The following is a 14,883-nucleotide window of genomic DNA, read 5'->3' on the forward strand; positions in this document are numbered from 1 at the left end:
ATCAATAGCCGTGGTAGTAGCCACCGTGATAGTAATAGTGCGGCGCGGGGTAGTAGTAATAAGCGGGCGCCGGCCGGTAATAAGCCGGGCGCGCCGGCACCACCACACAGCCGGTCAGGGCGCTGGCCATCGCCAGCATCAGCAATATCGTCTTCTTCATGGTCAATCTCCTGCCGAGCGCCTGGCGCGTATCGCGCCGTTTCCTGGCTCGTAGGGATTAGGCCATGGCCAGGGGGCCGAGTTCGAGGCCTGTAATGGTTCCGAAACAGCTTTCAGGTGACGGATGTTTGCGCCGGCGTGACCGTTGATGTCGTTCGTAGCAATTGTTCGGGTCAGAAGGGCCGCTTTCCTCTTGAGGCGGCTCGGCGAGGAAAAAGGGCCCCCCACGCCGCGCCTTCGGCTTGCTGCCCCCCAAGGGGGCGCTTTCCTCTTGAGGCGGCTCGGCGAGGAAAGGGCCCCCCACGCCGCGCCTTCGGCTTGCTGCCCCCCCAAGGGGGGCGCTTTCCTCTTGAGGCGGCTCGGCGAGGAAAGGGCCCCCACGCCGCGCCTTCGGCTTGCTGCCCCCCAAGGGGGGCGCTTTCCTCTTGAGGCGGCTCGGCGAGGAAAAAGAAAAGGCCGCCTCGCGGCGGCCTGGGTGCAGGGGTACAGGAGCTCCCGGCGGGATCAGTTCCAGCGGCCGCCGTTGCCGGCCAGGCTGAAGCGGCCGGCGCCCATGAAGGCGATGGCCAGGGCCGTGAACAGGAACATGCCTTGCAGTTCCAGCGCCCAGCCGCCGTTGTTGGTCAGGCTGCCGATCTGGCCGGTATGGGCCAGCAGGATCGCGACCACCATGTTGATGGCGATGATCAGGCCGCCCAGGCGGGTGTAGACGCCGATGATCAGCAGCACCGGCGCGATGATTTCGCCGATGTACACGCCATACGCCAGGAAGCCGGGCAGGCCGTGCGAGGACAGCATGCCGGCGATGCCGCCGACGCCGCCGCCGGTGATCTTGAACAGGCCATGGAGCAGAATCAGAATGCCGAGGGTCAGGCGCAGGATCAGCTTGCCGGTGTCGTCGGATTTGATCATGGTGGATTTCTCTTTATGGTGGTTAAGGGGGATGCGATGCGCCGGTTTGAGCGCACGCCGAGCCTTTGGTTCCCGCTCCCGCGCCGGCCGGCGCGGGGTGGGCCATTATTACAAATCCGGAATGTGACCAGCAAGCGTCTTGCCGCGCGCCGGCGGGCCGGCGCTGACGAATGCTTACAGTTCCTCGAGGTAACGCATGCGGAAGCGTCGGCCCTTGATATTGCTGTTGGACAGGCGCGAGAAGGCCTGCTTGGCGATCTTGCGGTCCAGCGCCACGTAGGCGTTGAACTCGGTGATGTTGATCTTGCCGACCTGCTCGAAGGCCAGGCCGCCGTCGCCGGTCAGGGCGCCCAGCAGGTCACCGGGGCGCAGCTTGTCCTTCTTGCCGCCCTGGATGCACAGGGTCACCATGGGCGCGCGAAGCGGCCGGTCGGCCTTGGGGCGCAGCGATTTCAGGTCGCCCCAGGTCAGCGGCGCGCCCTGGTATTGCTCGATCAGGTTGGCCCAGCGCATTTCGTCGGGCGAGCACAGGCTCAGGGCCAGGCCCTTCTGCTCGCCGCGGCCGCTGCGGCCGATGCGGTGCACGTGGACCTCGGTGTCCTTGGTGACGTCGACGTTGATGACCGCGCCCAGGTTCTGGATGTCCAGGCCGCGCGCGGCCACGTCGGTGGCCACCAGCACGGCGCAGCTCTGGTTGGCGAACTGGATCAGGATCTCGTCGCGCTCGCGCTGTTCCAGGTCGCCGTTCAGCGCCAGGGCGCTGATGCCGTCGGCCTGCAAGCGTTCGACCAGATCGTGGCTGCGGATCTTGGTGTTGCAGAAGGCCAGCGTCGAGACCGGGCGGAAATGTGCCAGCAGCCTGGCCACGGCGTCCAGGCGCTCGTCGGGGTCGATCTCGTAGAAGATCTGTTCGATGCGGCTGGCGTCGTGCTGGGCCTCGACCTTGACCTCGGCCGGGTTGCGCAGGAAGCGCGCGCTCAGCTTGCGGATGTTGTCGGGGTAGGTGGCCGAGAACAGCAGGGTCTGGCGCTTGGCGGGGCAATGCGAGGCGATCGCCACGATATCGTCGTAGAAGCCCATGTCGACCATGCGGTCGGCCTCGTCCAGCACCAGCGTGGTCAGGCCGGACAGGTCCAGGCTGCCGCGTTCCAGGTGGTCCTGGATGCGGCCGGGCGTGCCCACCACGATGTGGGTGCCGCGCGCCAGCGATTCGGCTTGCGGGCGGGCCGCGGCGCCGCCGCACAGCGTCAGGATCTTGACGTTGGCGATCTGGCGCGCCAGCCGGCGCAGTTCCTGCGCCACCTGGTCGGCCAGCTCGCGGGTCGGACAGAGCAGCAGCGCCTGCGGCGTCAGGCGGGTGGGATCGAGCTTTTGCAGCACGCCCAGGCCAAAGGCCGCGGTCTTGCCGCTGCCGGTCTTGGCCTGCGCGATCAGGTCGCGGCCTTCCAGGATCAGCGGCAGGCTTTGCGCCTGGATCGGCGTCATCTGCTCGAACCCCAGGCTTTGCAGGTTATCGAGCAGGGCGGGCAAAAGGGGCAGGGAAGTAAAGGGCGTCTGGGTCACGGCAGGGGCTCTCGCAGGAACTGCGATAAATACGGATTCGGCCGACAGTGTAAGGCCTGCGGGTTCCCCGGGGCGCGGGGACTGGCGCGCGCCCCGGCCGCCGGGCGCGCGCCAATTCGGGGGCGCGTGGCGCAATCAGGCCGACGGTTCGTAGGTGCCCGCCAGCGCTCGCGCCGCTTCCTGCATGCGCGGCAGCCAGGCGCGCGCGCCGTCGATCGACAGCCGCGCCATCGGCGCGTGCAGCGCCACCGCGGCGATGGCGCGGCGCCCGCGCATGATCGGCACCGCCATGCAGACAATGCCGAGCAGGAATTCCTCGCGGTCGAAACTGGCGCCTTCCTTGCGGATCGCCAGTAGCTCGCGTTCCAGCGCCGCCGCGTCGCACAGCGTGTTGGGCGTGTAGCGCGGCAGCGGCGCCGCCGCCAGCAGCCGCGCGCGCGCCTCGCGCCGCATGTGCGCCAGGAACAGCTTGCCGCTGGCGCTGCAATGCAGCGGCACGCGCGAGCCGGGCTGCAGGTTGACGCGCAGCGGCCAGGCGGTCTCGACCCGGTCCAGATAGATGACCTCGTCGCCGTCCAGCATGGTGCAGTTGCAGGTTTCGCCGATCTCGTCGACCAGGCTGTCGAGGATGCGGTGGCGCTCGGCCCGCAGGGGCGAATTGAGCAGGGTGTCGCGCGCCAGCAGCGCCAGCCGCGGGCCGGTGATGTAGCGCTTGCCGGCCGGCTCGCGCAGCAGCATGCCGGCGTCCACCAGCCGCGACAGGATGCGCAGCACTGACGGCTTGGGCAGGCCGGTGGCCTCGGTCAGCGCCGCCAGCGATACCGGCGCCTCGGAACCGGCGACCTGTTCCAGCAGGGTCAGCGCGCGCAGCGCCGCGGAGGATTCGTCTTTCATCTTTCAATATTTGAAGATTTGGCGAAAGGCCGCCAGGTTGGTGCGGATTCTGCAGAAAATGGAACGCCGCAGGGTGGGAAATGCGGGAGTTCTGCTGCAGTATCGGTTCACCCCGGCCAATATGCAATCCAAGCCGCGCCGGTCCGCCAGGAGAGAGACCATGAGCAGCAAACAACACATGACCCCCAGCGAAGCGTTCGTCGAGACGCTGGTGGCGCAGGGCGTCAAGGACGTATTCGGCATCGTCGGTTCGGCCTTCATGGACGCGCTGGACCTGTTCCCGGCCGCCGGCATCCGCTTCGTGCCGACGGTGCACGAGCAGGGCGCCGCCCACATGGCCGACGGCTATTCGCGCGTCACCGGCCGCCACGGCGTCTGCATCGCGCAGAACGGCCCGGGCATCACCAACTTCGTCACCGGCGTGGCCGCGGCCTACTGGGCTCACAGCCCGGTGGTGGCGATCACGCCCGAGACCGGCACTTCCGGCATGGGCCTGGGCGGCTTCCAGGAAACCGAGCAGCTGCCGATCTTCTCGCGCATCACCAAGTACCAGGCGCACGTCAACCGCCCCGACCGCATGGCCGAATTCACCGCCAAGGCCTTCGACAACGCGCTGGCCGAGCGCGGCCCGACCCAGCTGAACATCCCGCGCGATTATTTCTATGGCGAGATCGACGTGGCCATTCCGGAGCCGCGCCGCATCCGCCGCGGCCCGGGGTCCGAAGAAGACCTGGAAGCGGCCGCGCGTCTTTTGGCCAGCGCCAGATTCCCGGTGATCGTCGCCGGCGGCGGCGTGCTGTTCTCGGCCGGCCAGGCCGAATGCGTGGCGCTGGCCGAGCTGTTGGGCGCGCCGGTGGTCACCAGCTACCTGCACAACGACGCCTTCCCGGCCAGCCATCCGCTGTGGTGCGGGCCGCTGGGCTACCAGGGCTCCAAGGCCGGCATGAAGCTGCTGTCGCAGGCCGACGTGGTGCTGGCGCTGGGCACGCGCCTGGGACCCTTCGGCACCTTGCCGCAGCACGGGCTGGACTACTGGCCGCAGAACGCGCGCATCATCCAGGTCGACGCCGACCACCGCATGCTGGGCCTGGTGCGGCCGGTGTCGGTGGGCATCTGCGGCGACGCCAAGCCGGCGGCGGCGGCGCTGGCCGCGAAATTGCGCGATCGCGAGGTCGCCTGCGTGGCCACCAAGGCGGCGCGCGGCGAAGAGATCGCGGCGCAGAAAAGCGCCTGGGAAAAGGAACTGGACGGCTGGTCGCACGAGCGCGACGACTGGAGCCTGGACATCATCGAGCACGGCGGCGGCCGCATGCATCCGCGCCGCATGCTGCGCGAGCTGGAGCGCGCCATGCCCAGGCACGTGATGGTGTCCACCGACATCGGCAACATCTGCTCGGTGTCCAACAGCTACCTGCGCTTCGACGAGCCGGATTCGATGCTGGCGGCCATGAGCTTCGGCAACTGCGGCTACGCGCTGCCCGCGCTGATCGGCGCCAAGCTTGGGCGCCCGGACCGGCCGGCGGTGGCCTACGTTGGCGATGGCGCCTGGTGCATGAGCTTCCAGGAATTGCTGACCTGCGTGCGCGAGCGCATCCCGGTCACGGCGGTGGTGTTCCACAACGGCCAGTGGGGCGCGGAAAAGAAGAACCAGGTGGACTTCTACGGCCGCCGCTTCGTCGGCAGCAACCTGCAGAATCCCAACTTCGCGGAACTGGCGCGGGCCATGGGCGCCGAGGGCATCCGGGTCGAGCATGCCGACCAGGTCGGCGCGGCGCTGCAGGCCGCGTGCAAGGCGCAGTCCGAGGGCAAGACCACGGTGCTGGAGATGATGGTGAGCCAGGAGCTGGGCGATCCGTTCCGCCGCGATGCGCTCAAGCAGCCGCTGCGCCTGCTGGACAAGTACAAGCGCTACGTCAACCAGCCGTTCCAGCCGGGCGAGGTGCCGCTGCCGATCGACCCGGTGCGCGGCTGACGCCATGGCCAGCGACCGCTTGTTCGAGCCGCTGCGGGCCGCGGCGCTGTCGGCCGGGCGGGTGCGCACGGCGGTGGCCTATCCACTGTGCGCGTCCAGCCTGGGGGCGGCGGTGCAGGCGCGCGAGGCCGGCTACATCGAGCCGCTGCTGGTCGGGCCGGCGGCCCGGTTGGCCGGCTTGATGGCCGAGCTGGGCCTGCGCGCCGGCTCGCTGGAGATCGTCGACACGCCCGATGACGAGGCGCTGGCCGCGCGCGCCGCCGCCGGCCTGGCGCGCGACGGCGCCGTCGGCATGCTGATGAAGGGCAGCCTGCACACCGACCATTTCATGTCGGCGGTGGTGGCGCGCGAATCGGGCCTGCGCACCGGCCGGCGCATCAGCCATGCCTTCGTGATGGCGGTGGCCGCGTATCCCAAGCTGTTCATCCTGACGGACGCCGCCGTCAACATCGCCCCGACCCTGCAGGAGAAGGCCGACATCGCGCAGAACGCCATCGACCTGGCGCGCGCGCTGGGCGTGGCGCGGCCCAAGGTGGCGGTGCTGTGCGCCACCGAATCGGTCAACCCGGCGATGCCGGCCACGCTGGATGCGGCGGCCCTGTCGAAGATGGCCGACCGCCAGCAGATCCGCGGCGGCCAGATCGACGGTCCGCTGGCATTCGACAACGCCATCTCGCGCCAGGCGGCCGAGCAGAAGGGCATCGTCTCGCCGGTGGCGGGCGACGCGGACATCCTGCTGGTGCCCGACATCGAGGCCGGCAACATGCTCTACAAGGAGCTGACCTGGCTGGCCGGCGCGGCCACCGCCGGGCTGGTGCTGGGCACGCGCGTGCCGGTGCTGCTGACCAGCCGTTCGGACGCGGTGCAGGCGCGGGTCGACAGCTGCGCGGTGGCGGCGCTGTATGCGCGGGCCCTGGCGGCCGGCGCGCGTTGAAGCGGGGCGCGCGCCGGCCTGGCACCATCAAGTCCGGCGGTTTGGTACTAAGCGGGGGCCCCCGGGTTGACTAGGCTAGCGTCATAGCCATCGTGTGAATGGCTCATGCCAACAATGCCAAGGGGTGGATGATGCGCAGCGCGACACGCGGCTTTGCCGCAATACTGACAGCATGGGCAATGGCGGCCGGTGCGCCGGCTGCGCGGGCCGCCGATGCGCCCAAGCCGGGCGGCACGCTGGTGATCGGCTCGACCCAGGTGCCGCGGCACCTGAATGGCGCGGTGCAATCGGGCATTGCCACGGCGCTGCCCAGCGCCCAGCTGTTCGCCAGCCCGCTGCGCTACGACGCCAACTGGAAGCCGCAGCCCTACCTGGCGCAATCGTGGGAGCTGGCGCCCGACGCCAAATCGCTGACCCTGCACCTGCGCCACGACGCGCTGTTTCACGACGGCCAGCCGGTCACGTCCGAGGACGTGGCGTTCTCGGTGATGGCGGTCAAGCAGAATCATCCGTTCCAAAGCATGCTGGCGCCCGTCGAACGCGTCGACACGCCCGATCCCTACACCGCCGTGCTGCGCATGAGCAAGCCGCACCCGGCGATCCTGCTGGCGCTGTCGCCGGCGCTGATGCCGGTGCTGCCCAAGCACATCTATGGCGACGGCCAGGACCTGAAGAACCATCCGCGCAATTCCGCCAACGTGGTCGGCTCGGGCCCGTTCACGCTCAAGGACTTCAAGCCGGGCCAGGAGATCGTGCTGGAGCGCTTCGACAAGTTCTTCGAAAAGGGCAAGCCCTACCTGGACCGGGTGGTGGTGAAGATCAATCCCGACGCCACCAACCTGCTGATCGGGCTGGAGCGCGGCGACATCGGCGTGCTGCCGTACATGACCGAGCCGACCATCCTGCGCCGCGCCAAGGACAACCCGCAGATCGTCATGACCGATCGTGGCTACGAGGGCATCGGCGCGCTTGGCTGGCTGGCGTTCAATACCGCGCGCAAGCCGCTGGACGACGTGCGCGTGCGGCAGGCCATCGCCTACGCCACCGACAAGGGGTTCATCACCAAGGCGCTGAACGCCGGCTTCGCCAAGCCGGCGGACGGGCCGATCGTGGCCTCCAGTCCCTACGCGACCCAGGACCTGAAAAAGTATCCGCTGGACCTGAAGAAGGCCGAGCAGCTGCTGGATGAAGCCGGCTTCAAGAAGGACGGCAAGGGCGAGCGCATGGCGCTGACGGTCGACTACATGCCGGGCAGCGACGTGCAGGGCAAGAACGTCGCCGAATACCTGCGCAGCCAGCTGAAGAAGATCGGCATCGCGGTGCAGGTGCGCGCCTCGCCCGATTTTCCGACCTGGGCCAAGCGCATCGCCAGCCATGACTTCGACATGACCACCGACATCGTGTTCAATTGGGGCGATCCGGTGATCGGCGTGCACCGCACCTATCTGTCGAGCAATATCCGCGACATCATCTGGACCAACACGCAGTCCTACAGGAATCCCAAGGTCGACGAACTGCTGGCGCAGGCCGGCACCGAAACCGACGATGCCCGGCGCCGCGCGCTGTATGCGCAGTTCCAGCAGATCGTGACCGAGGACCTGCCGATCGATTTCCTGACCATCATTCCGTACCACACGCTGTCCTCCAGGAAGGTGCATGGCCTGCCCGATGGCATCTGGGGCCTGCTGTCGCCGCTGGACGACACCTGGCTGCAATAGGAGAGCGGCCATGTTGCGCTATCTCGCGCGTCGCATCGGCTACGCCGTGGTGCTGCTGCTGGCGGTGGTGACGCTGAACTTCCTGTTGATCCACATCTCGCCGGGCGATCCGGTCGAGACCATCGCCGGCTCCATGGGCGGCATCAGCGAGGAACTGCGGGCCCAGCTGCGCACCCAGTACGGGCTGGACCGGCCGTTCCTGGTTCAACTGGGGCTGTATCTGTCGCAGGTGGCGCGCGGCGACCTGGGCTATTCCTACTTCTTCAACCTGCCGGTGGCGCAACTGATCTGGGAGCGGGTGCCGGCCACGCTGCTGCTGGTGCTGACGTCGGTGTCCAGCGCCTTCCTGGCGGGCACCGCGCTGGGGGCGCTGGCGGCGCGCAAGCCCAACGGGCCGCTGTCGCAGGGCATCACGCTGCTGTCGATGGTGGGCTATTCCGCGCCGGTGTTCTGGACCGGCATCATCCTGATCATCCTGTTCGCGTCGCTGCTGCCGTGGTTCCCGGTGTCGGACATGCGCTCGGCGGGCGGGCCCGAGGGCGGCTGGGCCGGCGCGCTGGACGTGCTGCACCACCTGGTGCTGCCGGCCTTCACGCTGGCGTTCGTGTACCTGGCGCAGTACAGCCGGCTGGCGCGCGCCAGCGTCATGGACGCGTTGGCGGCCGACTACATCCGCACCGCCCGCGCCAAGGGCCTGCCCGAGCGCACCGTGCTGTACCGGCACGCGCTGCGCAACGGCGTGCTGCCGGTGGTGACCATGCTCGGCCTGCAATTCGGCAACGTGCTGGCCGGCGCCATCCTGGTGGAAACGGTCTTCAACTGGCCGGGGCTGGGCCGGCTGGCGTTCGATTCCGTGCTGCGGCGCGACTATCCGACCCTGCTCGGCATCCTGCTGTTCGCGTCCCTGCTGGTGGTGGTGATGAACCAGCTTACCGACCTGGCCTACCGGCTGATCGATCCCAGGATAAAGACCTCATGAGCCACGTTCCTCCCGCCTTGTCCGGCGCGCCCGCGCCGGCGGCCGCCCGTGCGGCGCGGCCATCGTACGAAGCGCTGCGCGCGTTCGCCCGCAATCCGGGCGCGCTGATCGGCTTGCTGTTGCTGGCCGCCATCCTGGCGGTGGTGCTGATCGGCCCCCTGGTGATGCCGGCCGATCCCTTCGAGATCGCCAGCGCGCCGATGGAGCCGCCCGGCGGCGAGCTGCTGCTGGGCTCGGACTATATGGGCCGGGACGTGCTGACCGGCATCATCCATGGCGGCCGCGCCACCTTGCTGGTCGGCGTGGTGGCGGCGGTGCTGTCGATGGCCATCGGCATCACCGTGGGCGCGCTGGCCGGCTACTACGGCGGCTGGGTCGATGAAACGCTGATGCGCATCACCGAGTTCTTCCAGGTGCTGCCGGCGCTGTTGTTCGCCATGGTGCTGGTGACGCTGTTCTCGCCGTCGCTCGTCACCATCGCCGTGGCCATCGGCGTGGTCAGCTGGACCGCCACCGCGCGCCTGGCGCGCGGAGAATTCCTGAGCCTGAAGCGGCGCGAATACGTGCTGGCCGAAAGAGTGATCGGTTCCAGCAACGCGCGCATCATCTGGCGGGTGATCCTGCCCAACGCGCTGGCGCCGCTGATCGTCTCGGCCACGCTGGCCATCGGCACCGCCATCCTGTTCGAGGCGGGCCTGTCGTTCCTGGGGCTGGGCGATCCCAACGTGATGAGCTGGGGCCTGATGATCGGCAGCAACCGGCCCTACATCCTGACCGCCTGGTGGGCGGTGACGTTGCCGGGCGCGGCCATCTTCCTGACGGTTCTCGCGGTCAGCCTGATCGGCGACGGCCTGAACGATGCCCTCAATCCCAAGCTGGCCAGCAAACGGAGAAGCTGATGAGCGCCTTGCTTGAAGTCCGCGATCTCGGCGTGTCCGCCGCCCACGGCGGCCCGGCGGTGGTGCGCGGCGTGTCCTACACCGTCAACCGCAACGAAATCCTGTGCGTGGTGGGGGAGTCGGGATCGGGCAAGTCGGTCACCGCGCAGGCCATCATGGGGCTGCTGCCGCCGGATCAGTTGCGCGTGACCCAGGGCCGTATCCTGTACGACGGGCGTGACCTGGTGGGCCTGTCGGCGGCCGAATGGCAGGGGCTGCGCGGCCGCAGGTTCGGCATGGTGTTCCAGGAGCCCATGACGGCGCTCAATCCCGTCATGCGCGTGGGCCGGCAGGTGGAGGAGGTGCTGGCCTGGCACACGGACATGGACGCCGACGCGCGCAGGCAGCGGGTGCTGGAGCTGTTCGGTCAGGTGCTGCTGCCCGATCCCCGCGCCATGTACGCGGCCTTTCCGTTCCAGCTGTCCGGCGGTCAGCGCCAGCGCGTGGTGATCGCGATGGCGCTGGCGCTGGAGCCGGACGTGTTGATCGCCGATGAGCCCACCACCGCGCTGGACGTGACCACGCAGGCGCAGATCCTGGCGCTTATCAAGGACATCCAGCGGCGCATGGGGATCGGCGTCATTTTCATTACCCACGATTTTGGCGTGGTGGCCGACATTGCCGACCGCATCGTGGTGATGCGCCACGGGGCGGTGGTGGAGGCGGGCGCGGCCGCCGAGATCCTGAACCGGCCGCAGCATCCCTACACCCGTCAATTGATCGCGGCGGTGCCGCACAAGCCCGAGGGCAAGGAGGAGGCCGCCGCCACGCCGCCGCTGATGACGGTGGCCAAGCTGTGCAAGACCTACGTCACCGGCGGCCGCCGGGTCGAGGCATTGCGGGATATTTCGCTGGAGATCCGCCAGGGCGAGACCCTGGGACTGGTGGGCGAATCGGGCTCGGGCAAGTCCACGCTGGGCAGCGCGCTGATCGGCCTGGTGGCGCCAGACAGCGGCAGTGTGCGCCTGGACGGCCGCGAACTGGTCGGCATGACGCCAAGGGATTTCCGGCCCTACCGGCGTCAGATCCAGATGGTGTTCCAGGACCCTTACGCTTCGCTCAACCCGCGCCAGCGCGTGGTCGATTCGGTTGCGCAGGGGCCGATCGGTTTCGGCGAAAGCCGCCAGACCGCGCTGCGCGAGGCGCGCGAACTGCTGGCCCTGGTGGGGCTGGGCGGCGACGCGGGCGAGCGCTATCCGCACCAGTTCTCGGGCGGCCAGCGCCAGCGGGTCGGCATCGCCCGCGCGCTGGCGCTCAAGCCGCGGCTGCTGGTGGCCGACGAGGCGGTCTCGGCGCTGGATGTGTCGATCCAGGCGCAGGTGCTGGACCTGCTCAAGACCATCAGCGGCCAGTTCGATCTGTCGGTGCTGTTCATCACGCACGACCTGCGCGTCGCGGCGCAGATCTGCGACCGCATTGCCGTGATGCGACACGGGCAACTGGTGGAGCTGGACCGCGCCGCCACGATTTTCTATCACCCGCGACACGAATACACGCGCCGCCTGATCGATTCGGTGCCGGGCAAGGCCTGGAACAAGCCCGACCTTCAGGCGCTGGCGGACATCACGAACAGGAGCAAGCAGCATGCATGACGCCCCGCATCCGGGACCGGCCCAAGCCGCCCGCACCACCATTTTCGCCGCCCGCGCCATCCTGACGATGAACCCGGCCCAGCCGCGTGCCACGCACGTGGCGGTGCGCGACGGCCGCATCCTGGGCGTGGGCAGCCGCGAAGACCTGGCCGGCTGGGGACCGGCCGAGCTGGACGAGCGCTACGCCGACCACGTCTTGATGCCGGGGCTGGTGGAGGGGCACTGCCATCTGCCGGAAGGGGGCATGTGGCAGTTCGCCTACGTCGGCTACTACGACCGCCGTGGGCCCGACGGCCGCGTGTGGCCAGGCCTGAAAAGCTTCGCGGCGGTGGCCGCGCGTCTGCGGGAATTCGCCGCCGGCCTCGCGCCGGAACAGACACTGATCGGCTGGGGCTTCGATCCCATTTTCTTCGGTGGACAGCGCATGAGCGTGCGCGACCTGGACGCGGTGTCGGCCGAGCGGCCCGTGGTAGTGATGCATGCCAGCATGCATCTCATGAATGTGAACACGCCGATGCTGGCCCGCGCCGGCATCGACCGCGATACGGATATCGAAGGCATCAGCCGCTTCGCCGACGGCCAGCCCAGCGGCGAGCTGTGCGAATTCGCCGCCATGTTCCCGGTGATGCGGCTGATCGGCAATCCGTTCCGCACCGTGGGCCTGTCGGAAAACGGCCTGCGCATGTTCGGCAAGGTGGCGCAGTGGGCTGGCGTCACCACCGCCACGGATCTCGTCAACGAACTGGGCGATGAGGGCCTGGCGACGCTGGCGCGGGTCACGGCCGAGCCCGACTACCCGGTGCGTATCGTGCCGGCGGCGTCGGCGCTGACCTACGCCGGCGACCCGGCCGCCTGCCTGGCGAAGCTGCGCGAGGCGGGCCGGCTCAATCATGGCAAGCTGCGCCTGGGCATGGTCAAGCTGGTGGTGGACGGCTCCATCCAGGGCTTCACCGCCAGGGTGCGCTGGCCGGGCTATTACAACGGCGCGCCCAACGGCATCTGGGTGATCGCGCCGGGCGAACTGGACGGGCTGGTGCAGGCCTATCACGAGGCCGGCGCGCAGCTGCACATCCACACCAATGGCGACGAGGCCACCGAGCTGGCGATCGACGCCATCGACCGCGCCTTGCGCCGCAGCCCGCGGCGCGATCACCGCCATACGCTGCAGCATTGCCAGATGGCCGATGCCGCCCAGTTCCGCCGCATGGCCAGCCTGGGCATGTGCGTGAACCTGTTCGCCAACCATATCTTCTATTGGGGCGACGCCCACCATGCCCTGACCATGGGGCCGGACCGCGCCAATCGCATGGACGCCTGCGCCTCGGCCGCGCGGGCAGGGGTGCCGTTCGCGATTCATTCGGACGCGCCGATCACGCCGCTGGGGCCGCTGTTCACCGCCTGGTGCGCCGTCAACCGCCAGACCGCCTCGGGGCGGGTACTGGGCGAGTCCGAGCGCATCAGCGTCGAGGCGGCGTTGCATGCCATCACCCTGGGCGCGGCCTACACGCTGCACATGGACCACCTGGTCGGCTCGATCGAGGTCGGCAAGCACGCCGATTTCTGCGTGCTGCGCGACGATCCGCTGGACGTGCCGCGGTCACGGCTCAAGGACATCGAGGTGCTGGGCACGGTCATCGGCGGCCGGCCGCTGGCGCTCCAGGCAGCCTGACATGGCGCGCATCCCGCTGACGGTGGTGGGCGGTTTCCTCGGCGCCGGCAAGACCACCTTGCTGAACCACGTGCTGGCGGCCGGCCGCCGCCGCGCCGCGGTGCTGGTCAACGATTTCGGGCCGGTGGATATCGACGCCGGCCTCTTGGCGCAGCGCGCGGACAAGGTGATCCGGCTGGCCAACGGCTGCGTCTGCTGCTCGATGGCCGGCGGCCTGGACGACGCGCTGGCGCGGGTGCTGGCATTGGACCCCGCGCCCGAATGGATCGTGATCGAGGCCAGCGGCGTGTCCGACCCCGGGCGCATCGCGCAGGTGGGCCTGTCGGATCCGCTGCTGCAACTGGAGGCGGTGGTGGTGCTGGTGGACGCCAGCGGCATCCGCGACACGCTGGCCGATCCCCTGCTGGCCGATACCGCGCAACGCCAGCTGCGCGCGGCCGACCTGCTGGTGCTGAACAAAACCGACCTGCTGCCGGCGGCCGGCCTGCCGGCGCTGCGCGACTGGCTGCGGCTGCAGTCGGGCGGCGCGCCGATCGTGGCGACGCGGGAGGCGCGGGTGGAACTGGCGATGCTGGCCGGCGGCCCGCCCGAGAGCCATGCGTCCTGCGGCCCACATTGCGGCCACGCGGCGCACGGGCCGGCGGCGGGCTTGCCGATGGATGCCGCCGGCGCGGCGCGGGCGCCGCGGGGCGACGATCCCCGGCATCCCTTCCAAAGCTGGCTGTGGCCGGCGCCGGCCCTGTTGCACGCCGACCGCCTGGCCGACGCCCTGCGGCAACTGCCGCGCCATTGGTTGCGGGCCAAGGGCTGGGTGCGCACGGAACGCCACGGATGGGTGCTGGTGCAACTGGCCGGGCGGCGGGTGCGTTTCGACACGCGCGCGGCGCGTCCGGCCCAGGTGCAGTCGCCGGGGCTGGTCTTCATCGGCATGCGCGGCCTGACGCGGGGCGAAGAGGTCGCGGCGCGGCTGGCGCCGGCGGCGGCTTGAGTCGCGGCGCCATCGTCCGCGCGGACGGCCGGCTGGTGCAAGCGATTTGCCGCGTCTGGTTCTAGACCCTGCCCGACCCCCCGCGTACCTTGGGTCCAGAGCCTGGGCGCATGTCGCGTCCGGCGATCGAGGAGGGTAGGCAATGCAAAAGACCGTCACCGTGGACATGCTGGCCGAGTTCGCGGCCGCGTGGAACCGCCACGATATCGACGCCCTGATGTCCTTCATGAGCGAGGACTGCGTCTTCGAAACGGTGGGCGGGCCCGAGCGCTGGGGCGCCCGGCACAGCGGCCGCGAGGCGGTGCGCGCGGCCTTCGCGGCGGCCTGGAAGAACTTTCCCGATGCGCAATGGAACAACGGCCGCCACTGGGTGGCGGGCGAGCGCGGCGTGTCGGAAAGCACCTTCACCGGCACGGCCGCGGACGGCTCGCGGGTCGAAGCCGACATGGTCGATGTGTTCACCTTCCAGGACGGCAAGATCCGCGTCAAGAACGCTTTCCGCAAGCAACGCCCGGCGCTGCCGGCCCGCGCTTGAGCCGACGCCGCCACCGGACCCCGCCCCATG

The 14,883-nt window shown here is 69.3% G+C and carries 13 protein-coding genes; 9 read left to right on the forward strand and 4 right to left on the reverse strand.

Translation table 11 applies throughout. The annotated features are described in order from the left end of the window. Position 1: 1 nt before the first annotated feature. From ABFG95_RS27035 to ABFG95_RS27050, 4 genes are all read right to left on the reverse strand, one after another. The gene (locus ABFG95_RS27035) at positions 2 to 160 is read right to left on the reverse strand and encodes a hypothetical protein (protein ID WP_006385045.1); all 159 of its coding nucleotides are present in this window, start codon (positions 158 to 160) and stop codon (positions 2 to 4) included. 503 nt (positions 161 to 663) lie between these two features. Then, entirely contained in the window at positions 664 to 1,071 is a 408-nt protein-coding gene (locus ABFG95_RS27040; RefSeq protein WP_049074147.1) for a DoxX family protein, read from the reverse strand. A gap of 174 nt (positions 1,072 to 1,245) precedes the next feature. After that, positions 1,246 to 2,634: an ATP-dependent RNA helicase DbpA gene (dbpA, locus tag ABFG95_RS27045; protein ID WP_175146785.1), complete on the reverse strand. Its 1,389-nt coding sequence runs from the start codon at positions 2,632 to 2,634 to the stop codon at positions 1,246 to 1,248. Between the two features lie 135 nt (positions 2,635 to 2,769). Continuing rightward, entirely contained in the window at positions 2,770 to 3,528 is a 759-nt protein-coding gene (locus ABFG95_RS27050) for an IclR family transcriptional regulator (protein WP_241060850.1), read from the reverse strand. 160 nt (positions 3,529 to 3,688) lie between these two features. On the opposite strand from ABFG95_RS27050, the gene xsc reads away from it, so the two are divergent. The 9 genes from xsc to ABFG95_RS27095 all read left to right on the forward strand — a co-directional run bounded on the left by xsc (position 3,689) and on the right by ABFG95_RS27095 (position 14,853). After that, positions 3,689 to 5,500, forward strand: a complete 1,812-nt coding sequence (gene xsc, locus ABFG95_RS27055) for a sulfoacetaldehyde acetyltransferase (protein WP_238909237.1) — start codon at positions 3,689 to 3,691, stop codon at positions 5,498 to 5,500. A gap of 4 nt (positions 5,501 to 5,504) precedes the next feature. Next, positions 5,505 to 6,434 (forward strand): bifunctional enoyl-CoA hydratase/phosphate acetyltransferase, encoded by a 930-nt coding sequence (locus ABFG95_RS27060; RefSeq protein WP_348995115.1) that lies wholly within the window; start codon positions 5,505 to 5,507, stop codon positions 6,432 to 6,434. A gap of 179 nt (positions 6,435 to 6,613) precedes the next feature. Then, on the forward strand, positions 6,614 to 8,152 hold the full coding sequence (locus tag ABFG95_RS27065) for an ABC transporter substrate-binding protein (protein ID WP_348995116.1): 1,539 nt from the start codon (positions 6,614 to 6,616) through the stop codon (positions 8,150 to 8,152). Between the two features lie 10 nt (positions 8,153 to 8,162). Next, on the forward strand, positions 8,163 to 9,131 hold the full coding sequence (locus tag ABFG95_RS27070; RefSeq protein ID WP_348995117.1) for an ABC transporter permease: 969 nt from the start codon (positions 8,163 to 8,165) through the stop codon (positions 9,129 to 9,131). Beyond that, positions 9,128 to 10,030, forward strand: coding sequence for an ABC transporter permease (locus ABFG95_RS27075; protein WP_263900305.1), 903 nt, complete (start codon positions 9,128 to 9,130; stop codon positions 10,028 to 10,030). The genes ABFG95_RS27070 and ABFG95_RS27075 overlap by 4 nt, the downstream gene beginning before the upstream one ends. After that, positions 10,030 to 11,661 carry an ABC transporter ATP-binding protein gene (locus tag ABFG95_RS27080; RefSeq protein ID WP_343718937.1) on the forward strand — a complete coding sequence of 544 codons (1,632 nt, stop codon included), beginning with the start codon at positions 10,030 to 10,032 and terminating at the stop codon, positions 11,659 to 11,661. The genes ABFG95_RS27075 and ABFG95_RS27080 overlap by 1 nt, the downstream gene beginning before the upstream one ends. Continuing rightward, complete coding sequence (locus tag ABFG95_RS27085) at positions 11,654 to 13,330, forward strand: amidohydrolase (RefSeq protein WP_348995118.1); 1,677 nt, start codon at positions 11,654 to 11,656, stop codon at positions 13,328 to 13,330. Before ABFG95_RS27080 ends, ABFG95_RS27085 begins: the two co-directional genes overlap by 8 nt. 1 nt (position 13,331) lies before the next feature. Then, a complete protein-coding gene (locus ABFG95_RS27090) occupies positions 13,332 to 14,318 on the forward strand; it encodes a CobW family GTP-binding protein (RefSeq protein ID WP_348995119.1) in 987 nt (328 codons plus the stop codon). A 142-nt stretch (positions 14,319 to 14,460) separates the two neighbouring features. Continuing rightward, the gene (locus ABFG95_RS27095; RefSeq protein ID WP_059270213.1) at positions 14,461 to 14,853 is read left to right on the forward strand and encodes a nuclear transport factor 2 family protein; all 393 of its coding nucleotides are present in this window, start codon (positions 14,461 to 14,463) and stop codon (positions 14,851 to 14,853) included. The last annotated feature ends 30 nt before the right edge of the window (positions 14,854 to 14,883 follow it).

This window comes from Achromobacter sp. HNDS-1, assembly GCF_040084795.1.
Taxonomy (GTDB): Bacteria; Pseudomonadota; Gammaproteobacteria; order Burkholderiales; family Burkholderiaceae_B; genus Achromobacter; species Achromobacter ruhlandii.